The sequence below is a fragment of the Aeromonas sp. Y289-2 genome (assembly GCF_027705925.1).
Lineage (GTDB): Bacteria > Pseudomonadota > Gammaproteobacteria > Enterobacterales > Aeromonadaceae > Aeromonas > Aeromonas veronii.
On record NZ_JAPDCH010000012.1, the window covers coordinates 89,368 to 113,413 of the forward strand.

Here is a 24,046-nt window from a genome sequence, read left to right on the forward strand (position 1 = left end):
CGCCCATCAATAGTGATTAAATGTATGAAATATTAACATAAACAGCAGATTAGCCTCCAGATTAAAAGACGGACTCACCATTGCAAGCCATCCTTTCCGCCGAGTCAGAGGGTCAAGCCATCCTCCCTTCCCCCCTGCAACGCCTCCACCATCCGTTGCTGACCCGCTATGGCGTCGAGCTGTGGTGCAAGCGGGATGATCTGATCCATCCGGCCATCTCCGGCAACAAGTGGCGCAAGCTCAAGTACCACCTGCAGCATGCCAAAGAGCACGGCAAACGGCACCTGCTCTCGTTTGGCGGCGCCTACTCCAATCATATCCACGCGCTGGCGGCAGCGGGGTGCCAATCTGGTCTTCGTACTACCGGTATCATACGGGGCGAATATGACGCCGTCAGTAACTCTACCCTGCGGGATGCCCTGCGCTGGGGCATGGATCTCGTTTTTGTCGACCGCCAGAGTTACCGGCGACGGCAGGATCCCGACTGGCTGGCCCAATTCGATGCACCCGATACCCTGATCGTGCCGGAAGGGGGTAGCAGCCCGCTGGCCATCCCCGGGGTGGCGGAACTGGTCGGCGAAGTACCCTTCTCGCCGGATCTCTGGGTACTGCCCTGCGCCAGCGGCGGCACTCTGGCGGGCCTGATCGCTGGCAAACGGGATCGGGAGCAGATCCTCGCCATTGCGGTACTGAAAGGAGGCGGCTTTATCGCTGACGAGGTGTGTCGCCTCCATCACGCGGCTGCCCATATCCCCGGCTGGCGCATCGCGCTCGATCACCACGATGGTGGCTATGCCAAGTTCAGCCCGACCCTCTGGCAGTGGGTGCAGGATTTCAGCGCCACAACCGATCTGCCCCTTGAGCCTATCTACAGCGGCAAGGCAATGTGGGGTCTGTTTCGCGAGCTGGCGGCAGGCCGTATCGCCCCCGGCAGCAGAATCGTCTTTATCCACACCGGCGGCATGCAAGGGCTCGCTGGGCTGCGGGAGCAGGGGCGACTGTGATCCCTGCCTTACGGCAACCGCAAACAGCATCGCAAACAAGAGAGGGTCGCCCCAAGGCGACCCTCTCTTGTTTATCTCAATCACCAGCCGGTTCCAGCACCAGCCGCTGGGGCTCGGCAAACCAGGGTCCCTGCCCGGCATGCACCCCGAGGTGGCGCAGAATCTTCCACTCGTCGCCACTCTCCACCCCCACTGCCAGCACCCGGGTGCGGGTATTGGCGCAGCCCCCCACCAGACTGCGCACCGCCATCTGGTTGACCTGACGGGCATGGATCTCCCGCACCAGACTTGGGTGCAGCTTGAGGAAGTTGATCTCGAACTCCTTGATGTACTGGGTGCTCACCACATCCTGACCGGCATGATCGATGGCCAGCTGGCAACCCAGCATCCGCAAAGAGCGCAGCGGCCGCTTGAGCGCCTCGAAGTGGCGGGTCACCTGGGATTCGGAGAGTTGCAGGATCAACCGCTCGTTGGTGCTGCGCGGCAGCTGGAACAGGGCGAAGAAGAGCCAGCGCTGGAACTCGCGATTGAGCAGGCTCTGGGCACTGAGGGTCAGGCTGATGGGGCAGCTCTGCTCGGAGCGCTGGCGCAGCAGGGTGAGGGTCTGCTCCGCCACCAGCCGATCCAGTTGCAGCAACAAGCCCACCTTCTCCGCCATCGGCATGAAAATACCCGCCTGCAGGGCACGCCCCTGCTCGTCGTGCAGATAGGTGAGCAACTCCTGCTGCAGCACCACCTGCCCCCGCTCCTGCTGGATCGGCTGGGTATAAAATTCGATGCCGTGCTCTTCGAGACGGCGGCTGATCAGGGTGCGCCAGCGTACCGTCCCCTTGCTGCTCTGCTCCTCATCCAGCTGCTTCTCGTAGAGGAACCAACCGTTGTGGCCCTGTAGACGGGCGCTCTTGAGGGCCAGCTCCGCCTCCTCCTGCACCTTGAGCAGGCTGTCTTCTGCCTGATAACAGACGGCGCCGAGATAGACCGCAGTCTCGGGGTTGACCTCCTGCGGCCAGTGCAGCCGTTGCAGGCTCTTGAGCAGCTGGCTGGCGCTATCCACCATCTCGCTCTCGGACATATTGGGCAGCAACACCGCAAAAACCTGACCGGCGTAGCGGGCCTGCAGGGCACCGTTGTGTTTGCGCACGAAGGCACCGATGGTGGCGCTCGCCTCCATCATCAAATCGTGCCCCAGCAACTCGAACTGATCGGCCTCCAGCTCCTCCAGACAGGCGAGATCGATCAGCAGCACGCCGCCGCTCATCACGCTCGCCTCCATGATGGCGCTCTCCAGCCGATTGTCGAAAAACAGCCGGTTGCCGATACCGGTCATCTTGTCGACGAAGGCGTTGCTGCGAATGAAGTTGTCGAAGCGGCTGCGCTCCTTGCGGGCATCCGCCAACTCGGCGAGCAGATGATCGAGGGCCTGACTGGCGGCCACCGGCCACTCTTCGCCGGGGTCATGACTCAGTTTGGAGAGTTTGTCATCGAGGATCAGCTGGGCACGAATGCCCAGCAGCTCGGCCCCGCGCAACTGCTGGCGCAGCCAGCGGATGGAGTACCAGAGACCGAACACCACGATAAAGATGCCCAGCGAGATGCCGGACATCGCCTTGATGGAGTATTCCGCCTCCTTGAAGGGGCGCTCCAGTTTGAAGTTAGCCTGCATGCCGGCCTGATGGGGCAGCGGGTGGCTGTATGGCACCAGCAGCTGCTCGTCGACCGGATTGCGCACATCGCGGAACCAGTAGACCCGCTGGTTATTCTGGCGCACCTCCAGCTCTACCACATGGGCAGCCCGCAGCAGGGTAGGTAGCCAGTGGCTCATATCTTCCATGTCGTGAGCAACATCGAGCTGCTTGTCGATCACTTCGACCAGCGCATCGACCTTCTTTTGCTGCAACTCCATGCCCAGCTCGCGAAAGCTGAACACCCCGCCAATCAGCACGGTCGCCATGGCTGCGATCACGCAAAGGGTGATAAATGAGACAAGCTGTGTAGTGAGTTTCATGCGCCTTTCCGTATGCCCAGCATCATCCATGTCGCCTCATGGTAGCAGCGGCGATCGGGCCACAGCTATGGATGAAGATCCCGCTTCTGCAATTTAAGCGGGCAAGCATAACCCAAAGCAGAGGGAGAATACCAAGGATGACAGGCTGCAGACGCGGGAAAGGGCGGGATGACAGACAGAAAAATGGTCCCTCAAAGGGGACCAAAAGGAACACTCATATCAAAACTAACACTCTGTGCTACTGACAAAAAACAGATACAGGAGTATTGAACACACGGTGAGTCAAACCGCAGGGCTACTCTAATGCAGTTCGGATAAGCTGAGCAATTGTCATTTATGACAGGTCAGCGATTGAATCTAGCCAAAGTTAATAATAAACACATTTAAAATCATGCAGTTAAAAAATCAATCAACAAGTGTGACAACTCGGACTCAAATTGATTGCACTAATGCTCTATGATGGCAAAGTCCATTTGTGTCTCATGAAACTGGCAGGTACTTCCTTTGCGTAAATCACCCGTCTGGATCGCTCTGTTGCTGTTCGTCCTGCCTGTCGTGGGCAGCCAGTTTCTCGGCCTGTGGTTTGCCAAGCCGATGGCCTTTCATCTGCTGGAAGAGAAGGTTGCCGAGCTCAAGGGAGCCATGGCCGTACGCCACCGGGAGCTGGATGCAGCCATCAACAAACAACTGGCACAATTTGAGTTCAACTGCGGCGCCAAAGACATGGAGCTGCTGCGCGATCCGCGCTTCTACAGCGCTCATATCCGCCTGCAAGGGTTGGAGCTCGCCTCCGGTAACAGCTGCTCCAGCCTGGGGGTGGAGATCCCGCTGATCAAAGAGCTCCAGAATAGCGGGCAGAAGTTTGGCAAGTTGGGGATCACCGCCACCGTGGCCAAATACAATACCGAGCAGGAGCTGGTGGCCTTTTACCGATCCGGCGACAACCTCGCCTACTGGGTGCTGGATAACAGCTGGAGCCACGACCTGCTGCAACACCCCTGCAGCCACTGCTTCTATCTGGAGTTCAGCCGACAGGATACCGATGCAAGCACAGTCCACTTTCCCCGTGGCGACCAGGAGATCAAACAGGAAGAGAGCAATATCAGCCTCAGTTTCTTCGATCCCAATGAACTCACCAAACAGACGGTCTGGGCGGGAAAAGCGCTGGAGCAATATGCCCATGACCAACTCAATCACTACGGTCTCTGGTTCGGAATCGCGCTCGGCGCCCTGTTAAGCGTCACATACTGGCTGCTGCGCAGCTATCGGCGCTCCCTCAAGGGACTGCTGCAAACAGGGTTGATCCGCAAGGAATTTATTCCCCTCTACCAGCCGATAGTGGATGCCCGTACCCATCAAGTGGTGGGATTCGAGGCGCTGCTGCGCTGGCAGCGGGGAAACGAGCTGATCCCTCCGGGCACCTTTATCGAATATGCAGAGGAGCAGGGACTGATCCTGCCGATGACCGAACAGTTGCTGGAGCAGGTGATCACTGACCTGCCGCAGCTGGCACCGGAGCAGTGGGTCAGCGTCAATCTGGTGGCGGCCCATATCGAGCAACCCCTGCTGCGCACCTTGCTCGCTCACAGCCAAAACCCCTCACCCACCCGGCTCACCTTCGAGCTGACGGAGCGCAAGCCGATCCTCGACATCAAGGCGGCCACCGAGGAGATCACCCTGCTGCAACAGATGGGGTATCACTTCAAGCTGGATGATTTCGGTACCGGCTACGGCGGCTTTGCCTACCTGCAGAGCCTGGGGATCCGCCAGATCAAGATCGACAAGATGTTCGTCGATACCATAGGCACCAACGACCTCAAGCGCAGCGTACTGGACGCCATCATCGTCTTCGGTCGGGAATCGGGCATGGAGATGATCGCCGAAGGGGTCGAGAGCCAGTTGCAGGTCGACTATCTGAGCCAGCACGGCGTCTATCTGATCCAGGGCTACTTCTTCGGCAAACCCATGCCGCTGAAGATACTGACCCACTGGCAACGGGAGTGGCAGTTGCAACACCAGAAGGCCAGCTAACGAAGATCTGGCAGGATTTGGCCGCGAAATGGCCTGGCTATACGCTCGGCATCACCAAAGAGGTGCCGATGGCCGGTAGCCCCCAGCAGACCCGGGCCCAGCTCCATGGTGAAATCGAACCACCTCCTGCCACCCCTTATTTACATTCAGCAACAAAATGATCTGCCCTGACGGGGATAACAACCTTTATCATAAGGAGCCGGTTATTGCGCAACCGATAACCGAGCAGCCTGTTTATGTCATCCGGTCGTCAAGACCCCCAATAGAGAGAACCATTGCCTATGAAGACAGTTATCCGGCAAGAGATTGCCCTGCCCGTTGGCCTGCTGACCCTGCTCTTTTTCAAGACCCTGGGCAGTGACCTGCTGACAGAGACAACTCCGCTCGGGATCTATCTTCCGGTTTCGGCGGCACTACTGGCCATCGTCACCTGGGCCATCTTCTCGGTGGTGCGCCACTCCGATGCCCTCGCCATCAAGCTGGGCGAGCCCTTCGGCACTCTGATCCTCACCCTGTCGGTCATCTCGCTGGAAGTGGTGATGATCTCCTCGGTGATGCTGACCGGTGAACCCAACCCCACCATGGCCCGCGATACCATGTTTGCGGTAGTGATGCTGGTGAGTACCGGTCTGGTGGGCTTCACCCTGCTGTTTGGCGGCTGGCGCTACCACACCCAGAGCTTCAATCTGGACGGAGTGAAATCCTATCTGGTGGCCATCATCCCGCTGGCCCTGCTCTGTCTGGTGCTGCCCAACTTCACCGAGGGCGGTGCAATCGGCAGTATGTCGCGCGCCATGTCGTGGATGCTGATCATCATCTCGATCCTGCTCTACGGGGTCTTTCTGCTGATCCAGACCCGCAGCCACAGCCACTTCTTCGTCGACAGCGATCACGAGGATTATGAGGAGCACCACGGCCCGCTGCAGAGCAACGTCTATCACACTATTCTGCTGCTCGCCTACCTGCTGGTGGTGATCCTGCTGGCCAAGACCCTGGCCATCCCCATCAACTACGGGGTGCATGTGATGGAAGCACCCGCTGCACTGGGCGGATTTATCGTGGCCTGCATCGTGCTGGCCCCCGAAGCAGTCGGCGCCATCAAGGCCGCCTTCAACAACCAGTTGCAACGGGCCATGAACCTCTACTTCGGCTCGGTGCTGGCCACCATCGCCCTTACCGTGCCTGCCGTGCTCTTTATCGGCTCCATGCTGGATCAGGAGGTGCGCCTCGGCCTCTCCCCCGCCGATATGGTGCTGCTGGTCACGACCCTGATGGTCTGTAAAGTAACCTTCAGCAGCGGCCGCACCAATGTGCTCCATGGTGCGACCCATCTGGTGTTGTTCGTGGTCTATCTGTTCCTGATGTTCGAACACGAATAACCGCGTTCAACCAACGTCAGAAACGCCAAGACCGCCCGATTGGGCGGTCTTTTGTTATCTGCTCCCGGCTGTCACCGGCGCCTGTGAAGCGGCTTCCCCCTCATCCCCAACCCTTCTCCCGCCAGGAGAGAAGGGGGATCAAGGCTTACAGGCTGGGCAGCACCCCGACCGGGATCAGGTCGTTGTAGCTGGCACGGCCCAGCAGGGCGGCGGCAGCTTCGATATCCGGCGCGAAGTACCTGTCCTTGTCGTAGAAGCTCACCTCTGCCCGCAGTCGTCCCTTGGCCAGCTCGATCAGCTCGGTACTACGCAACGGCGCACGAAAATCGAGCCCTTGCGCCGCCGCCAGCAGTTCGACTGCCAGAATACCACGGGTATTCTCGGCCATATCGGCAAGCCGGCGGCCAGCGAAGGTCGCCATGGAGACGTGATCCTCCTGATTGGCGGAGGTCGGCAGGCTATCCACCGAGGCGGGATGGGCCAGAGTCTTGTTCTCGGAGGCCAGCGCCGCCGAAGTGACCTGAGCGATCATAAAGCCCGAATTCACCCCGCCGTTGTTGACCAGAAACGCCGGCAGACCGGACATCCGAGAGTCGATCAGCAGCGCCATTCGCCGCTCGGAGAGGGAACCTATCTCGGCGATGGCCAGCGCCAGATTATCGGCCGCGAAGGCCACCGGCTCGGCGTGGAAGTTGCCGCCGGAGAGGATCTCCTCGTCATCGGCAAACACCAGCGGGTTGTCGGAGACCGCGTTGGCCTCGCACGCCAGCACCTCGGCGGCGTGGCGGATCTGGGTCAGGCAGGCACCCATCACCTGCGGCTGGCAGCGCAATGAGTAGGGATCCTGCACCTTCTCGCAGTTGTGATGGGACATGCCGATCTCGCTGCCATCCACCAGCAGGTGGCGGTAGCAGGCGGCCGCGTCGATCTGGCCACGCTGACCACGCACCGCGTGAATGCGAGCATCGAACGGCCGACGACTGCCAAGGGCCGCCTCCACGCTCATGGCGCCGATGGTGATGGCACCAGCGAACAGATCCTCGGCATGGAACAGCCCTTCCAGCGCGAAGGCGGTGCTCGCCTGAGTGCCGTTCAGCAGCGCTAATCCTTCTTTGGGTGCCAGCGCGATAGGCTCGAGCCCGGCAATTTTCAGCGCAGTAGCGGCGTCGATCAGCTCGCCCTTGTGGCGAGCCTTGCCCTCCCCGATCAGTAGGCAGCTCATATGGGCCAGTGGCGCCAGATCGCCGGAGGCACCGACGGAGCCCTTCTTCGGCACCACCGGATAGACTTCGGCGTTGATGAGGGTCATCAGGGCCTCAAGCACCGTCAGCCGGATGCCGGAGAAGCCTCGCGCCAGCGAGTTGAGCTTGAGCACCATCATCAGCCGTACGGTGGCGTCATCCATGTACTCGCCAATCCCTGCCGCGTGGGAAAGCACGATGGAGCGCTGCAACTCGTCCAGCTGCTCCACCGGAATGCGGGTGTTGGCCAACAGGCCAAAACCGGTGTTGATGCCATACACCACCCGGTTCTGTTCGATCACCTTGGTAACCACGGCAGCGGAGGCGTGGATCCCCGGCAGCGCGGCCGGATCCAGTGAAACATGTACCGGCTCGCGGCTGACGCGGCGCAGGGTGGCAAGATCCAGCTTGCCCGGAGTAATAGTCAATTCAAACATGGTGTTACACCTTTCCTTTGACACCGTTGGCGCCGTCAATCATCGGCAGATCCAGTTTCGCCTCATGGGCACAGTTGATGGCAATCTCGTAGCCGGCATCCGCGTGGCGCATCACCCCGGTGGCCGGATCGTTGCGCAGCACCCGACCGACGCGGCGGGCCGCGTCATCGGAGCCGTCGCAGACGATCACCACGCCGGAGTGCTGGGAGAAGCCCATACCGACCCCGCCGCCGTGGTGCAGCGACACCCAGGTCGCGCCACCGGCGGTGTTGAGCAGGGCGTTGAGCAGCGGCCAGTCGGAGACGGCATCGGAGCCATCCATCATCGACTCGGTCTCGCGGTTCGGGCTCGCCACCGAGCCGGAATCCAGATGGTCGCGGCCAATGACGATGGGCGCTTTCAGCTCGCCGTTTTTCACCATCTCGTTGAAGGCCAGACCGAGGCGCACCCGATCCTTGACCCCGACCCAGCAGATCCGCGCCGGCAGCCCCTGAAACGCGATGCGCTCGCGGGCCATGTCGAGCCAGTTGTGCAGGTGAGGATCATCCGGGATCAGCTCTTTCACCTTCTGATCTGTCTTGTAGATATCTTCCGGATCGCCGGAGAGGGCCACCCAGCGGAACGGGCCAATCCCCTCGCAGAACAGCGGGCGAATGTAGGCGGGGACGAAGCCGGGGAAGTCGAAGGCGTTCGCAACCCCCTCCTCCAGCGCCATCTGGCGGATGTTGTTGCCGTAATCCAGAGTCGCCGCGCCGCGCTCTTGCAGGGTCAGCATCGCCTCCACCTGACGGGCCATGGAGCGACGAGCGGCCAGATTCACCTCCTGCGGGGCACTCTGCTGTAGCTCGCGCCACTTGGCCACGCTCCAGCCCTGCGGCAGGTAGCCGTGCACCGGGTCGTGGGCGGAGGTCTGGTCGGTCACCACATCCGGTGTGATACCTCGGGCCACCAGCTCGGCGAAGACGTCGGCGGCGTTGCCGAGCAGACCGATGGAGATGGCGGTGCCGCTCTGTTTGGCCTCTTCGATCATGGCCAGCGCCTCATCCAGACTGTGAGCCTTCTTGTCCACATAACGGGTGCGCAGACGAAAATCGATGCGGGTCTCGTCGCACTCGACGGCGATCATCGAGAAGCCGGCCATGGTGGCGGCCAGCGGCTGGGCGCCGCCCATGCCGCCGAGCCCACCGGTGAGGATCCAGCGGCCCGCAGGCGAGCCGTTGAAGTGCTGGTTGGCCACCGCGAAGAAGGTTTCGTAGGTGCCCTGCACTATCCCCTGGGTGCCGATGTAGATCCAGGAACCCGCAGTCATCTGGCCGTACATCATCAGGCCCTTCTTATCGAGCTCGTTGAAGTGCTCCCAGTTGGCCCAATGCGGCACCAGATTGGAGTTGGCGATCAGCACCCGCGGCGCATCCTTGTGGGTCTGGAACACCCCGACCGGCTTGCCGGATTGCACCAGCAGGGTCTGATCCTCCTCGAGCCGGGTCAGCACCTCGACGATCTTGTCAAAGCAGGCCCAGTTGCGGGCAGCGCGACCGATGCCGCCATAGACCACCAGCGACTGGGGATGCTCGGCCACCTCGGGGTCCAGGTTGTTCATCAGCATCCGCAGCGGCGCCTCGGTGAGCCAGCTCTTGGCGGTCAGCTCGGTACCGCGCGGGGCACGGATCACGCGGTTAGGATCATGACGGGGATCCTGCTGTTGCACAGACATACACACTCCTTGTTGTATCAATAGGGTGCCTTCGGCGATGGGTGGCCAAAGGGTTAACGGGTCAACAGATGAACCAGCCGCGCGGCCACGCGGGCACTGCGGTTGTCCTGATCCAGCGTCGGGTTATACTCGGCCAGATCGGCGAGCCGCAGCTTGCCGCTGGCCCGGATATGGGCGATCAGCGGTTCGATCACCGCCAGCTCCACGCCGCGGGCGGCGGGGGCGCTCACTCCCGGCATCACGGCCGCCGGCAGCACGTCGAGATCGATGGTCAGATAGAGGTGATCACAATCGGCGATAAAGGCATCCAGTCCGCTTAGCAAGGCTGGCAGTTCGGTCTGGGTCATCGCCTCGTCCAGCACATGCCACACACCCAGCGCCTTGGCACGGGCAAACAGGGCTTGGGTATTGGCGGTCTCGGCCACCCCAAGGCAGGCGTAGTGAAACGGCGTGCCCTGAGCGGCGCACTGCTCGGCGATCTGGAAAAAGGGGGTGCCGGAGCTTGCCAATTCCTGCTTCATGCGCAGGTCAAAATGAGCATCGAGGTTGATAATGCCGACCCTGCCACTGCCGCCCAGATGACTGTTGAGGCCGCTCCAACTGCCGAAGGCCACCTCGTGGCCGCCCCCCAGCACCAGCGGGAAGTGGCCCAGATCGAGCGCAGAGGCGACCCGCTCGGCCAGATGGCCGTGGGCTGCGTCGAGATTGCCATCGGGGCAGCTCACATCCCCGCCATCATAGACGGGACGATTCAGGTGCCAGGCGGTATTGGCCAGCAGCTTGCGGACCACCATCGGCGCCCCGGCGGCGCCGACACGCCCCTTGTTGCGGCGTACCCCTTCATCGCAGGCAAAACCGAGCAGCACTACACCGGCAGTGTCTTGTGCTCCGGCGGTCCAGGGCAGCATCTTGTCATGCCAGCGCAGTGCCAGTTCACCATCTTCCGGATCCTGCCGCCCCTGCCAGAGCGACATGTCGATCGGGTTGAACTTATCCATGGAGGGTCTCCTCGCCGTTGAAGATGCGGCCTGCCAGCTGATCGACGCCGACCATGTAGCTCAGCTCGGCCGGATGGGCGCAGTGCCAGATCAGGAAATCGGCCGCCATCCCCACCCTGAGCTGGCCAAGGCGATCCTGCTCACCGAGCGCTTTGGCGGCGTGACGGGTCACCCCGACCATGGCCTCCAATGGGGTCAGTCCAAACAGGGTGCAGGCCATGTTCATGGCCATCCGCAGCGAGACAATGGGGGCGGTACCTGGGTTGATATCGGAGGAGACCGCCATCGCCACCCCCGCCTTGCGCAGGGCGGCAACCGGCGGCAGCTTGGTCTCTTTGAGGAAGTAGAAGGCGGTGGGCAGCAGGGTGGCGACCACGCCACGGTGGGCCAGCGCCAGGATCCCTTCCGGATCCAGATACTCCAGATGATCCACCGAGAGGGCGCCAAAGTTGGCAGCGAGGGTGCTGCCACCGAGATTGGAGAGCTGATCCATATGCCCCTTCACCGGCAGGCCGTACTGATCCGCCGCCAGATAGACCTGCTCGGTCTGGGCCAGCGAAAAGCCGATGTGCTCGCAGAAGACATCTACCGCATCGGCCAGACCCGCCTCGGCGGCGGCCGGGATAATCTCCTGACAGATGGTCTCGACCCAGCTGTCGGGATCGTCGCGATACTCCGGCGGCACCGCATGGGCCGCCAGCAGAGTGGTTTTGACCCGGATCGGCAACGCCTCTCCCAGTCGGCGGGCCACCCGCAGCATCTTGAGTTCGTCATCCAGCGTCAGGCCATAGCCGGACTTGATCTCCACCGTGGTGACCCCTTCGCGGATCAGGGATGTCACCCTCGGCAGCGCCAGCTCGAACAATTGCTCTTCGCTGGCGGCACGGGTCGCACGCACCGTGCTGATGATGCCGCCACCCCGACGGGCGATCTCCGCATAGGGCACCCCTTTCTGGCGCAGTTCAAACTCTTCGGCACGGCTGCCGGCGAAGACCAGATGGGTGTGGCAATCGATAAGGCCGGGGGTAGCCAGCTTGCCCTGCATATCCTGCCAGTGAGCAGGATGGGGCCCCTTAAGCTCGGTCATCGGCACCAGCGCGTGGATCTTGCCATCCTTCACCCCGATGGCGTGGAGCGGCAGCAGGCCGTAGTCGGCCAGCTCATCATTCAGGGTAGCGGGCGTCACGTTGAGCCAGACCCGCTCGCAGTTCAACAGTTCCTTGTTCATAGCGACCTCAAATGTATATACATATTCTTATAGTCGATCTCTATGACGAAAGAAAGAGCGGCGTTCACATCCTGATAACAGCATCAAAATTAGAGTTTAAGCACAAAAAAGCCCACCAGGAGGTGGGCTTTGCAAAAATCGATTTGTATAGACATTCACTCCAGCTGAGTCTTGGAGCTGAGCTTGTAGCGGGAACCGGGGGAGAGCAAACGGGCGTAGGAGACGAGATGCCCCTCCGACCAGGTACGCCGGTGCAACAACAGGCAGGGGGAATCCACGCGGATCTGCAACAATCCCGCCTCACCGGCGCTGGGCAACACGGCTTCCACCACGTGCTCCATCTCGGAGAGGGGGCAGACATCCATCAGATAGCGGTTGGGGGTCTGTTGGGTAAAATCCTGCTCGCCATAGCCCGGCAAACGCCCGGCATCGACGAAGCGCTCCTCCAATTGCAACGGCTCCCCATCGGCCTGATGGACGATCAGGCTGTGAAAGATGGGGGCGCCAACCCGCAGCCCCAGTTGTACCGCCACCTTCTCGTCGGCGGCCAGCCGCTGCAGCCGGATCACCCGGGCGCTGTACTCACCGCCACGCTCGGCGATCTCGTCGGCAATATTGCGAATAGCCAGCAGCGGCGACTCGGTGCGCCGGTCCGCCACGAAGCTGCCGGAACCGGCGGTACGCACCAGCCACCCCTCAGCCACCAGTTCCCGCAGCGCCCGGTTGACCGTCATCCGGCTCACGGTGAACTGCTCGCACAGGGCCGCTTCGGTCGGGATCCTGTCCCCCGCCTGATAGTGACGTTCGCGGATCCCGTCCAGAATATGCTGTTTGATCTGCAGATAGAGGGCTGGCGCCACCATGAAGCACCCTAGCGCCGACGGTGGGGCGGACGCATGTCCGGCCAGGCGCGGTAGACATCGGGGATCTGATCCGGGCCGCTGATGCAAAGATCGAGATCGTGCAGCAGACCGTCTTTAATCCCGTAGATCCAGCCATGCACCGCCAGCTCCTGCCCCTTGCGCCAGGCGTTCTGGATGATGGTGGTGTGGCAGACGTTGGCGACCTGCTCGGCCACGTTCAGCTCGCACAGGTAGTCGAAGCGCTCATGCTCATCCTCGATGGCCTCGAGCTCTTCACCATATTTGAAGTAGACATCCTTGATGTTGCGCAGCCAGTTGTCGATGAGACCCAGCTCCTGGTTCTGCATCGCGGCCTTGACGCCGCCGCAACCGTAGTGACCGCAGACAATGATGTGCTTCACCTTGAGCACTTCCACCGCGTATTGCAGCACGGAGAGGCAGTTGAAATCGGTATGTACCACCAGATTGGCGACGTTGCGGTGGACGAAGACATCCCCCGGCAGCAACCCCATCAGCTGGTTGGCGGGGACCCGGCTGTCGGAACAACCGATCCAGAGGTATTCGGGGGCCTGCTGGGCAGAAAGAGTGGCAAAGAAATTGGGATCTTCGGCTTTGATCCGTTCGGCCCACTCACGGTTGTTGGTAAACAGGTCGTTCAACAGTTTCACTTCTGCTCTCCCTAATGTGGCAGTGGCGGCAACATAACACACTCAAGGGTAACCAAAGCAAGGCCGACCAGATCCTTGCGAAACAAAAACAGGGCCATCAGGCCCTGTTTTTATGAGAGGAAGCATCAGGCTTCCATGGCATCTTTCAGCTTCTTGAGTGCGTTTTTCTCAAGCTGACGCACACGCTCGGCAGAGACGCCGTAGGTATCGGCCAGCTCCTGCAGAGTGGTCTTGCTGTCATCATCGAGCCAGCGGGCGCGGATGATGTGCTGGCTGCGCTCATCCAGGGTGGCGAGGGCCGAGCTCAGGCGACGGGTCGCGTGATCGTCCCAGTTGTCATTCTCGATGGTCGCTGCCAGATCGGAGGATTTGTCCTCCAGATAGTGAACCGGAGCGAAACCGCCCTCTTCCTCATCATCACCAACCAGATCGAACGCCTGATCGTAGTTGGCCATCCGCGCTTCCATCTCGGTCACGTCAGCGGCAGATACGCCGAGATCGGCCGCCACGGCCTGAACCTCTTCGTGGTTCAGCCAGCCCAGACGTTTTTTGGATTTGCGCAGGTTGAAGAAGAGCTTGCGCTGGGCCTTGGTGGTCGCCACCTTGACCATGCGCCAGTTGCGCAGGACATATTCGTGGATTTCGGCCTTGATCCAGTGCACGGCAAAGGAGACCAGACGCACGCCGACCGTCGGGTCGAAGCGCTTGACCGCCTTCATCAGGCCGATGTTGCCTTCCTGAACCAGATCGGCCTGAGGCAGACCGTAACCGGCATAACTCTTGGCGACATGAACGACAAAGCGCAGATGCGACATAACCAGCTGGCGGGCAGCCTCGAGATCGCCATCCTGCTGCAAACGCTCAGCCAGTTCACGCTCTTCCTCTGCGCTCAGCACAGGAATAGAGTTTACTGCCTGGATATAGCCTTCCAGACTACCTTGCGGAATCAGAGCCATAGTGCGCTGCAATGAAGTTCCCATCTGTTACCTCTTACTTTTCAATCGAATCAGTCTAACACCCTGAGAGGGTCTGTCTACTGACCGGATGCCATTCTGCGGCGTGTATCAAAGAACATGCCCAGTTTTAGACCGGCTTATCTTAAGCCTGCAGGATGAATCATGAATGAACAGTCAAAAAAAGGGGGTCACAATGAAGGACCCCCGAAAAGTAGCATGCTAAGTCCATTGTTGCGGAGCTCGCAACCTTCACATGCTTGCCAAGTCTGACGAGCAAGGCAGAGGGGCCACACCCGTATAAATGCTTCAGCTTTAATAGACTGCTTATAAATCAGAAGGTTCACTGGATCTAGCGAAGATCCGGAAGATCATTGTTATTCAGAATACTCTGACTATGGGGGCCAAGCCAGAAACGGCCCCTCTTTTACTTGATCTGCCTCTCAAAATCCAGCGATTTACTTTGATGACAAAGTAATCAGGATGGTTCGATGTCACGAATGTGGCGATGGACCGAGAACCAGGAGGCAATCAGCCCCAGCAGGGCGCCCAGCAAGATCAGATTGATCCCGTCTACCGCCCCCATGCCAACCAACCGGAAGTTACTGTTATACAAGCCCGCCAGCTCCTTCACCACCCCTTCGCTCCAGATCACCATCACTTCGGTCAGCCACCAGGCCAGCATGCCGCCGATCACCCCGAACCAGATACCGGTATAGAGGAAAGGGCGATGAATAAAGGAATCGGTCGCCCCCACCAGCTTGAGCACTTCAATCTCGGAACGCTGGTTGAGGATGTTGAGACGCAGGGTATTGCCGACGATCAGCAACACGGCGGAGAGCAGCAGCACCGCGATACCGGTAATGGTGTGGCGCAGCAGGTTCATGATCCCCTGCAACCGGGTCAGCCACTGCAGATCCAGCTTGCCCTGCTCGACCCCCACCTCGTTGTTGAGCTTGCTGAGCAGCTCGGCGGCCCCTTCCGGGTTCTGCCAGCGCGGATCCGGAATGACGCTCAGCACCGGCGGTAGCGGGTTGCTGTCCAGATAATCGAGCGCATCGCCGAAGCCGGAGATCTCGCGAAACTCCCGCAACGCATCGTCACGGCTCAGGTAGGTGACCGAATCCACCTCGGGATAGAGCAGGATCCTGTGTTGCAGATCGAGAATACTCTGCTCCGGCAGATCCTTGCGCAGGTAAAGGGAGATCTGGGAACTGCTCTGCCAGCTCCCCTCCACGACCTCGGCGTTTTTCAGCAACACGTGGAAACAAGAGGGCAGCGCCAGACTGACGCCAAGCACCGCCAGCGTCATCAGGGAGGCGAGCGGATTGCGCCACAACTCTCCGAGACTGGCAAACGCCTGCCGCACATGGTCAACCCCGTACATCATCAGACGGCGCAGCGGCGGTTGTTTATGACGAACGATAGCCATCAGAGCTCCTCCCCGGCCGAATACATGCGACCCGCCTTGAGGGTCAGGGTGCGATAGCGCATGCGAGCGATCAGCCCCAGATCGTGGGTGGCAATCAGTACCGATACCCCAAAATTGTTGAACTCCTGAAATAACCGCATGATATCCATGGAGAGCTGGGGATCCAGGTTGCCGGTCGGTTCATCCGCCAGCAGCAGCGGCGGCTTGTTGACGATGGCACGGGCGATGCCGACCCGCTGCTGCTCACCACCGGAGAGCATGCGCGGCTGGTAACGCTCCTTGCCGAGCAGCCCCACCTTGTCCAGCGCCGCAGCCACGCGCTTGTTGATGTCTGCATGGCTGTAACCATCAATCACCAGCGGCAGCGCCACGTTGTCGAACACGGTTCTGTCCATCAGCAGGCGGTGATCCTGAAAGATCATCCCGATCTGGCGGCGAACATAGGGGATCTGGCTGCGCTGGATATGGCTGACATCATCACCATGAAAGAAGACGCGACCATCGGTCGGACGCTCCATCACGCTGATCAGTTTGAGGAGGGTACTCTTGCCCGCCCCCGAGTGCCCGGTCAGAAAGGCCATCTCTCCCTTGCGCAGGTGAAAGCTGACCTTTTGCAGCGCCTGATGGCCGCCGCTGTATACCTTGCTGACCTTGTCAAAACGAATCATAACGGTTCCCTGAAATTGACAAACCCCGACCGGAGTCGGGGCATGGAACACTTACTCATCACGGCTGAGCTGACTCATCGCGGCCGGACTTATTCATCGCGGCTAAAGAGCGCCTCGATGAAGTCGTTGGCAACGAAGGGACGCAGATCGTCGATCCCCTCGCCCACCCCGATATAGCGGATCGGGATCTGGAACTTGTCGGCCACCGCAAAGATGACGCCGCCCTTGGCCGTGCCATCCAGCTTGGTGAGAGTGATACCGGTCAGGCCAACCGCCTCACTGAACAGCTTGGCCTGGCTCAGGGCGTTCTGGCCGGTGCCGGCATCCAGCGTCAGCATGATCTCGTGGGGCGCCTCTTCATCCAGCTTCTTCATCACCCGCACCACCTTCTTGAGCTCTTCCATAAGGTTGCTCTTGTTCTGCAGGCGACCGGCGGTGTCGGCGATCAGCACGTCAGCTCCGCGGGAGCGGGCAGCCTCGATGGCGTCATAAATGACGGAAGCGGAGTCGGCACCGGTATGCTGGGCAATCACCGAAATGTTGTTGCGCTGACCCCAAACCTGCAGCTGTTCGACCGCAGCAGCACGGAAGGTGTCACCCGCCGCCAGCATCACGCTCTTGCCTTCAGCCTGGAACTGCTTGGCCAGCTTGCCGATGGTGGTGGTCTTGCCGACGCCGTTTACGCCGACCATCAGGATCACATAAGGCTTCTTGCTGGTGTCGATCACCAGCGGCTGCTCGACCTTGGCCAGCATCTCGCCCATGTCCTGCTTGAGCAGGCCGTAGAGCGCCTCGGCATCCTTGAGCTGCTTGCGATCCGCGTGCTGCACCAGCCCCTCGATGATACGAGTAGTGGTATCCACACCGAGATCAGCGGTCAGCAGCTGGGTTTCCAGCTCTTCAAACAGCTCATCGTCGATCTTCTTGCCACGGAACAGGCCGAAGAAACCGGAGCCGATATTCTCCTTGGTGCGTACCAGACTGCGCTTGAGGCGAGCAAAGAAGCCCTCCCGCTGCGGTTTGTCCTGGGTGTCGTCGTCCACCTTGGCGGCCAGCGGCAGAGCGGCCAGGGCGGCGGCCTCAGCCTCCATCGCGGCGACCAGGCGCATATCTTCCGCTCGCTGGGCCTCTTTGGCGATACGGGCTTCTTCCGCAGCCTGAGCTTCAGCGGCAATGCGAGCCTCCTCCGCAGCGCGAGCTTCGGCAGCAATGCGAGCTTCTTCCGCAGCACGGGCTTCGGCAGCAATACGAGCCTCTTCCGCAGCGCGAGCCTCGGCGGCAATGCGAGATTCTTCCGCGGCGCGAGCCTCGGCAGCAATACGAGCCTCCTCCGCAGCGCGAGCCTCGGCAGCAATACGAGCTTCTTCCGCAGCACGGGCTTCGGCAGCAATACGAGCCTCTTCCGCGGCGCGAGCCTCGGCAGCGATACGGGCCTCTTCCGCAGCACGGGCTTCGGCAGCAATGCGAGCTTCTTCCGCAGCAAAAGCTTCGGCAGCAATACGAGCCTCTTCCGCGGCGCGAGCCTCGGCAGCAATGCGAGCCTCTTCCGCAGCGCGAGCCTCGGCAGCAATACGAGCCTCTTCCGCAGCAAAAGCTTCGGCAGCAATACGAGCCTCTTCGGCTGCCTTGACCTCAGCGGCTTGCGCCTCTGCGGCAGTGCGAGCGGCGTCAGCGGCACGCTCCTCTTCGGCGATCAGCGTTTCGTTGACGATCACCGGCTCCAGATCGGAGGCGCACTCCTCCACCACTAGCGGGCCGTGGTCGTCCAGCTCGGTCGGCAGGCAGCAATCATCTTGCAAAACGGGATTCTGTGCGCTGGCAGGCACTTCGGGGGCAACAGCCGGCGTACTATCGGAAACGGGAGCGGGGGTAGCAGTGACCTCGGGCTCAACGGTAACGAGGGTGGCTTGGGGTGTCTGTGGTTGGACAGCCTCAGCCTCTTCTTTCTTGCGGCCGAAACCCAGCCAGGAAAACAAACCTTTTGCCATCTAAAAATACTCACATCAAAGGCTGACTGCTATGATAGCCGTCCCTTGGCGGGTCGGCATAAAAATGAACCGCCTTATACTACCACTTTATTTTCTGACGATGAAACGCGATGCCCAGAGTGAAATCCAGCCGTAGCAACCCGAGCAAGAGTCCCGCCCCGCAAGGAAAATCGGGCTTTGTAAGAATCATCAGCGGCCAGTGGCGAGGCCGCAAATTGCCGGTCAAGGATGTGGAGGGGCTCAGGCCCACCACGGATCGCGTCAAGGAGACCATCTTCAACTGGCTGGCCCCCCACATTCGCGGCACCCGCTGCCTAGATCTGTTTGCCGGTAGCGGCGGACTCGGACTGGAGGCGCTGTCGCGCTATGCCGAGCAGGTGACCCTGATCGAGATGGACAAAGGGGCCGCCGACCAGATCAAGAAGAACCTGACCGCCCTCGGTAGCAGTCAGGGTCAGGTGATCCAGTCAGATGCAGTGAGCTGGCTGCAAGGCCCGGCCACGCCGTTTGATCTGGTGTTCCTCGATCCGCCGTTTCGCCGCGACCTGCTGCCGCAGGTGTGCGAACTGCTGGAGCAGCGCGGCTGGCTGGCACCGGACGCCCTCATCTATCTGGAACGGGAAAAAGAGATGGCCGATCTGGCGCTGCCCGCCAGTTGGCAACTACTCAAGGACAAGCAGGCAGGTCAGGTCTGTTATCAACTCTATCTACGGGAGGTAAACAATGAAGCGGGTCTTTAATCTGTTGGCGATGGGGCTGATACTGTTCTTCTGGTTTGGCGTACTGGTGAGCCTGATTGCCCCGCTACCCGGCAAACTCAACGGCTTTCTGCCGGTCTGTGGCGTGATCGTCGCCCTGCTGCACTGGCTGCAGGCCAGCATGATCAAGGCAGCTTGCAAACGCTACTTCGCGGTCACCAAAGCCGAATTTGTCACTGTGCTGATCTTTGGTGTGTTTGGCATGGTCGACATTCGTCAGCGCCTGCAAGAGATCGTCAACGCCGCCCAGCGCGGCAATCTCTCGGGCAAACCATAAAAGAAAAGGGGACGGCGGTAGCCGTCCCCTAGAGTCGTGTCGTCCTGTCCGTAGAACTGCAATGCTCCCTGCAATCCCTGACGTTATCCTAATCCTTTGGAATATCCCCTTTCCAATCCGTTGGCGTGTCCTGCGGCGTTCCTGGCCTGGCAATTCATCCTGAACTGCTTCACTGTCTCCATCCTGGAGGTGTCCATTACCACGTCCTGTGGGGTTCCTTACGTCTTCCTGACAGATAACCATCCGGGTTATCTCACTTCATCCTGAAGTATTCCTCTCGCATCCGGCGAGGTCCTGTTCATCCTGAAGAACGAGGTTCCGTTCGTTCTGCTCCCATCCCGAGAGTGTCCTGCCGCATCCCGCGGTGTTCCTTTATTCATCCGTGACGATAATCATCCTGATTATCGAGCTCATCCTGAGGTGTCCCTTGTCCACATCCTGCGGACTATTCCATCTTTATGCGCTGCACTGCATCCTGCCGAACCAGCTCCGTCCTTGTGAGACCCATACTAAGGAAATGCGCACCCCGAACAAGGGCCATCCGATGATAAAGATCCGATGCAGCTCCCATTTCAAAAAACGAACTTAAAAACTAACCCTTTAATATCAGAAACTTATTTAGTTTCACGGGAAAGCTCGATCATTCTGGCATGGCTTCGCGTACGGCTCAAAGCGCCAGCCTCTTACAGTCGCTATGGCAGATCTCTTACACGGGTTTCGCCCCCAAAAACGGGGCAGGAAAACGGTTCAATCCTGACGTTAAGACTTAAAAATTAGTTGAATAAATATGCTTAAAAAAACCGCAAAAAAAAAGAGCCGAGACCAGGCTCGACTCTTCAACATTCCAATTTTTTAATCAGCTCAAACGGTTGGCCGGATTGAGATAGGCCTTGCGTAGCGATTCCGGTGCCAGCACTTCCAGTTCACCGCCGATGTTGTTCAACCAGCTGCGAAACTCCGGGGTGTCCTGCACTTCGGTCTCCACCACCACGCTGCGCTTGTCATAGCGGGTCATGCGTGGATTGTTGCCAGGGATCTGGTTATCCACCAGCGACTGGCTGTTGGCATCGATCCGGCCGACGAAACGGATCGGGCCGCTCACATCCTGATAGCCCTGATCGCGGATCAGCTTCTGGATATTGAAATCCTTCGGCTGGGTGGCGCTGAAGTTGGTCAGCTCCACGTTCTTGATATGGTCAAACGGGATGCCGTAGACCTTGGGATCCAGCTCGGACAGAGTGCAGAGCAGGATCGGACCGTCCGGCTGATTGAGAATGCCGAGCGGGTTGATACGGTCGTAGCAGAGCCACACAGTGCGCTCTTTGATCACGCGCTGGATCTCGGCACTGAACTTGCGACCACGCCAGAGCGCATCGCGGATCAGGGTGCTGCGGCGGATCTCCGGGTTGCCGGCAAACGGACGCGGTGACTGGTGGACACTCTCCAGCCAGCGCTCGGCCAGTTCACTCTGGCTGTCACGGATCACCTGGCTCGCCTTGTCGACCAGCGGGTTCAATTCGGTCAGTACGCTCGCTGGCAACAGTTGGCTCGCCTGATCACTCCAGGTTTTCAGGGCCACCGCCAGCGAGAGCGGCATGATATTGGCAAAGTCGTTGAGGCCGTGGCGCTCGAAGCACCAGCCATGGGGTTTGCTGCGCTCGTCCGAGGTGAGGTCGAACAGTCCCATGCCGGACATCTCCTCCAGGTCCCGTTGCACGGTACGCAGACTGACGTGGATGCCTTCCTCTTCCAGTTTTACCTGGAGTTGGCTGGCGGTCAGCTTGTAAGGGCGGTGCGGGATGCAACGCGCCAAGGTCAGTTGTCGTAACAGCTTCTTGCTCATGGTGCTTGCCTTCACTGGTTTAGCGTTGACTGTATGCTAGTCGTGACTTGCGACAGTCTATGTCGCAAGTTTTGCTGCGACAACTGTCGCCATTTTCATACAAAACACACTAAAGAATTGATTTATAAAGACAATGCACTCAAAAAAGGAGCCGCTAGAGGCTAAAATTAGCCAAAAATCCCTCAAATGAAAGTTCTATGTTGCGATTTATTGCCAGCATAAAACTCCGATTAATTAATTCATCACAGAATATGATTTCAGGGGAGAGCATAGCTCTCCCCTTTTGCTCACATCAGCCACGACCAGGCTGACTTGGTGATGGCCGCACCGACCATGTAGCCAAACACCGCCAGTGCCGCCACACCGGCCACCAGCTTCTGACCGCGGGCCGGGCGCTTGAGCGCCATGACACCAAGACCGATATAGAGTACCAGTGCCATCAGCTTGGCCATCAGCCAGGGTTGTTGACCCGGGCTCAACTGCAAGGCCACCGCCAGCAACACACCAAACAGCAGCAGGAAGGTGTCGTTGATATGCGGCAGGATCTTCAGCCACTTCTGCTGCAACCGATCGCTGCCGGCCAGCGCCAGACTCCAGCGATAGATAAAGAGCAGCAGACTGACCAGCGCCAGCGTCATATGCAGGTGTTTGAACATGGGATAATAGGCAATCATTTTGCTTCCTTGTCGTCGTCGGGTAGCCCGCTGTTCCAGTTGTGGGCATGGATACGCTCCTGCCCCTCCTCGTCGTCTTGCAACAGATCGGAGAGGATCTCCCGGTATTGCAGGCTCTTGTTGATATAAGTGTGTTCGTCGTCCAGATAGTTGACCTGCTCGCGCAACAGCCAGTTATCGTGCTGCTTGAAGGTTTGCCCCGCCCGCCAGGCCTGGTTGGCCCGAAAACCGAGCTGGGTCAGGGCTTCCACCCCCAGATCGACCGCCGAGCCGAGGGTTTCCCGGTGCACGCTCTCGACCCCGTGTCGCAGGATCTCGTGGGCGTGGGGCCGATCCAGCGCTCGCGCCAGGATCTTCAGGTGCGGGAAGTGCTTCTGCACCATCTCGATCACCGCCAGCGAGGTAGCCGGATCGTTGATGGAGAGCACCAGCAACTTCGCCTTGTGTGCCCCGGCGGCATGGAGCAGATCGATCCGGCTGGCATCGCCATAGAAGACCTGATAGCCGTACTTGCGCAGGGTCTCTATCTGGCTGGCATCCTGCTCGAGGATGGTGGTACCGATGCCGTGACCATGCAGTAGACGCCCCACGATCTGGCCGAAGCGGCCGAAGCCCGCGATGATCACCGGATGCTCCACCAGCTCAGGTTGCTCATGCTGCGGTGCGTCGCTCTGGTTACGGTAATCGAACCAGGGCTGGATCACCCGATCATTGAGGATCAGCAGCAGCGGGGTGAGCGCCATAGAGAGCGCTACCACCAGCGTCAGCAGCGAGATGGTCTCACCGGGCAGCACCCGGTTCTGGGCGGCAAACGAGAAGAGCACGAAGGCAAACTCGCCCCCCTGCGCCAACGCCAGCGCGAAGGTCCAGCGCTGGCTCGGCGAGATTCGGATGATGAAGCCGAGCGCCATCAGCACCAGCCATTTGAGCACCATCATGCCAACGACCAGGGTTGGTATCAGGAAGGGGTGCTCGGCAAACAGCCCGAAGTCGATCCCCGCCCCCACCGACATAAAGAACAGGCCGAGCAGCAAGCCCTTGAACGGCTCAATGTCGGCCTCCAGCTCATGGCGATATTCGCTGTCGGCCAGCACCACACCGGCGAGGAAGGAGCCGAGAGCGGGCGAGAGCCCCACCGACTCCATCAGCACCGCGATGGCGATCACCAGCAGCAGGGCGGCGGCGACGAAGATCTCCCGCATGTGGGACTGGGCGATGGCACGAAACACCGGCCGCATCAGATAGTGGCCACCCAGCACGATGCCGGAGATGGCCGCGACCACCAGCAGACCATGCTGCCAACCCGCCAACTCGGAGCCACCACTGCTAGCGACCGGCGCCATGGCCAGCAGCGGCAGGATCGCCAGGATCGGAATGACCGCAATATCCTGAAACAGCAGCACCGCAAAGGCGGAGCGACCGCTCTCGCTCTGCATCAGCTTGCGCTCCTGCAGACTCTGCAGAACGATGGCGGTCGAGGAGAGCGCCAGAATCAGGCCGATGGCCAGCCCCTGTTGCAGCGGCAGACCGATCAGGTGCGCCACGCCGGTCAGTGCCGCCGTAGTGAGCAGCACCTGCAGGCCGCCGGTGCCGAGGATCGGCCCCTTCAGCTGCCACAAGAGGGCCGGACGCAATTCAAGACCGACCAGAAACAGCATCAGCACCACGCCAAACTCGGCGAAGTGCATCACATCCTTCTGCTCCCCCACCAGCCCCAGCAGAAAGGGGCCTATGATGATCCCCGCCAGCAGGTAGCCGAGCACCGAGCCCAACCCCCAGCGTTTGGCCAGCGGCACCGCGATAACGGCGGCCGAGAGATAGATAAAGGCATCAAACAGGATCCCGTGGCCCATCAGTCAGCCCTCCGTGTGAACATCTGGTCCGG

Annotated in this window: 19 protein-coding genes; 5 read left to right on the forward strand and 14 right to left on the reverse strand. The window is 60.1% G+C overall.

What is annotated here, in order from left to right:
- Nucleotides 1–80 precede the first annotated feature (80 nt).
- Nucleotides 81–1,004, forward strand: a complete 924-nt coding sequence (locus OKC43_RS16745) for a 1-aminocyclopropane-1-carboxylate deaminase/D-cysteine desulfhydrase (protein ID WP_236272294.1) — start codon at nucleotides 81–83, stop codon at nucleotides 1,002–1,004.
- Between the two features lie 76 nt (nucleotides 1,005–1,080).
- Here the strand turns inward: OKC43_RS16745 and OKC43_RS16750 are convergent, their stop codons facing one another.
- Nucleotides 1,081–3,009: an EAL domain-containing protein gene (locus tag OKC43_RS16750; protein ID WP_236272293.1), complete on the reverse strand. Its 1,929-nt coding sequence runs from the start codon at nucleotides 3,007–3,009 to the stop codon at nucleotides 1,081–1,083.
- Nucleotides 3,010–3,513: 504 nt separating this feature from the next.
- Here OKC43_RS16750 and OKC43_RS16755 point away from each other — a divergent pair.
- Complete coding sequence (locus OKC43_RS16755; protein WP_236272292.1) at nucleotides 3,514–5,040, forward strand: EAL domain-containing protein; 1,527 nt, start codon at nucleotides 3,514–3,516, stop codon at nucleotides 5,038–5,040.
- A 281-nt stretch (nucleotides 5,041–5,321) separates the two neighbouring features.
- Nucleotides 5,322–6,419, forward strand: coding sequence for a calcium:proton antiporter (locus OKC43_RS16760; RefSeq protein ID WP_005348596.1), 1,098 nt, complete (start codon nucleotides 5,322–5,324; stop codon nucleotides 6,417–6,419).
- Between the two features lie 145 nt (nucleotides 6,420–6,564).
- On the opposite strand, the gene hutH is transcribed toward OKC43_RS16760, so the two are convergent.
- The 10 genes from hutH to ftsY all read right to left on the reverse strand — a co-directional run bounded on the left by hutH (nucleotide 6,565) and on the right by ftsY (nucleotide 18,609).
- Nucleotides 6,565–8,097: a histidine ammonia-lyase gene (hutH, locus tag OKC43_RS16765; protein ID WP_236272291.1), complete on the reverse strand. Its 1,533-nt coding sequence runs from the start codon at nucleotides 8,095–8,097 to the stop codon at nucleotides 6,565–6,567.
- Nucleotides 8,098–8,101: 4 nt separating this feature from the next.
- Nucleotides 8,102–9,811, reverse strand: coding sequence for a urocanate hydratase (hutU, locus tag OKC43_RS16770; protein WP_236272290.1), 1,710 nt, complete (start codon nucleotides 9,809–9,811; stop codon nucleotides 8,102–8,104).
- Nucleotides 9,812–9,864: 53 nt separating this feature from the next.
- A complete protein-coding gene (hutG, locus tag OKC43_RS16775) occupies nucleotides 9,865–10,809 on the reverse strand; it encodes a formimidoylglutamase (protein WP_201954069.1) in 945 nt (314 codons plus the stop codon).
- The gene (gene hutI / locus OKC43_RS16780) at nucleotides 10,802–12,037 is read right to left on the reverse strand and encodes an imidazolonepropionase (protein ID WP_234922529.1); all 1,236 of its coding nucleotides are present in this window, start codon (nucleotides 12,035–12,037) and stop codon (nucleotides 10,802–10,804) included. Before hutI ends, hutG begins: the two co-directional genes overlap by 8 nt.
- A 155-nt stretch (nucleotides 12,038–12,192) precedes the next feature.
- Nucleotides 12,193–12,897, reverse strand: coding sequence for a histidine utilization repressor (gene hutC, locus OKC43_RS16785; RefSeq protein WP_041202413.1), 705 nt, complete (start codon nucleotides 12,895–12,897; stop codon nucleotides 12,193–12,195).
- Nucleotides 12,898–12,908: 11 nt separating this feature from the next.
- Nucleotides 12,909–13,568, reverse strand: coding sequence for a carbonate dehydratase (gene can, locus OKC43_RS16790; protein ID WP_042076162.1), 660 nt, complete (start codon nucleotides 13,566–13,568; stop codon nucleotides 12,909–12,911).
- 125 nt (nucleotides 13,569–13,693) lie between these two features.
- A complete protein-coding gene (gene rpoH, locus OKC43_RS16795) occupies nucleotides 13,694–14,548 on the reverse strand; it encodes an RNA polymerase sigma factor RpoH (RefSeq protein WP_005339997.1) in 855 nt (284 codons plus the stop codon).
- Between the two features lie 451 nt (nucleotides 14,549–14,999).
- A complete protein-coding gene (ftsX, locus tag OKC43_RS16800; RefSeq protein ID WP_005339996.1) occupies nucleotides 15,000–15,953 on the reverse strand; it encodes a permease-like cell division protein FtsX in 954 nt (317 codons plus the stop codon).
- A complete protein-coding gene (gene ftsE, locus OKC43_RS16805) occupies nucleotides 15,953–16,621 on the reverse strand; it encodes a cell division ATP-binding protein FtsE (RefSeq protein WP_005339995.1) in 669 nt (222 codons plus the stop codon). Before ftsE ends, ftsX begins: the two co-directional genes overlap by 1 nt.
- Before the next feature lie 89 nt (nucleotides 16,622–16,710).
- Complete coding sequence (gene ftsY / locus OKC43_RS16810; RefSeq protein WP_270659950.1) at nucleotides 16,711–18,609, reverse strand: signal recognition particle-docking protein FtsY; 1,899 nt, start codon at nucleotides 18,607–18,609, stop codon at nucleotides 16,711–16,713.
- Between the two features lie 110 nt (nucleotides 18,610–18,719).
- Between ftsY and rsmD the strand changes: the two genes are divergently transcribed.
- Together rsmD and OKC43_RS16820 are read left to right on the forward strand one after the other, a co-directional pair.
- A complete protein-coding gene (rsmD, locus tag OKC43_RS16815) occupies nucleotides 18,720–19,349 on the forward strand; it encodes a 16S rRNA (guanine(966)-N(2))-methyltransferase RsmD (RefSeq protein WP_100654707.1) in 630 nt (209 codons plus the stop codon).
- Nucleotides 19,333–19,644, forward strand: a complete 312-nt coding sequence (locus OKC43_RS16820; RefSeq protein WP_005348564.1) for a DUF1145 domain-containing protein — start codon at nucleotides 19,333–19,335, stop codon at nucleotides 19,642–19,644. Before rsmD ends, OKC43_RS16820 begins: the two co-directional genes overlap by 17 nt.
- A gap of 856 nt (nucleotides 19,645–20,500) precedes the next feature.
- Here the strand turns inward: OKC43_RS16820 and OKC43_RS16825 are convergent.
- The 3 genes from OKC43_RS16825 to OKC43_RS16835 all read right to left on the reverse strand — a co-directional run bounded on the left by OKC43_RS16825 (nucleotide 20,501) and on the right by OKC43_RS16835 (nucleotide 24,014).
- The gene (locus OKC43_RS16825; protein ID WP_005339987.1) at nucleotides 20,501–21,487 is read right to left on the reverse strand and encodes a helix-turn-helix transcriptional regulator; all 987 of its coding nucleotides are present in this window, start codon (nucleotides 21,485–21,487) and stop codon (nucleotides 20,501–20,503) included.
- 287 nt (nucleotides 21,488–21,774) lie between these two features.
- Nucleotides 21,775–22,161, reverse strand: coding sequence for a SirB2 family protein (locus OKC43_RS16830; protein ID WP_111900333.1), 387 nt, complete (start codon nucleotides 22,159–22,161; stop codon nucleotides 21,775–21,777).
- Nucleotides 22,158–24,014, reverse strand: coding sequence for a monovalent cation:proton antiporter-2 (CPA2) family protein (locus OKC43_RS16835; protein WP_236272288.1), 1,857 nt, complete (start codon nucleotides 24,012–24,014; stop codon nucleotides 22,158–22,160). Before OKC43_RS16835 ends, OKC43_RS16830 begins: the two co-directional genes overlap by 4 nt.
- Nucleotides 24,015–24,046: the final 32 nt, after the last annotated feature.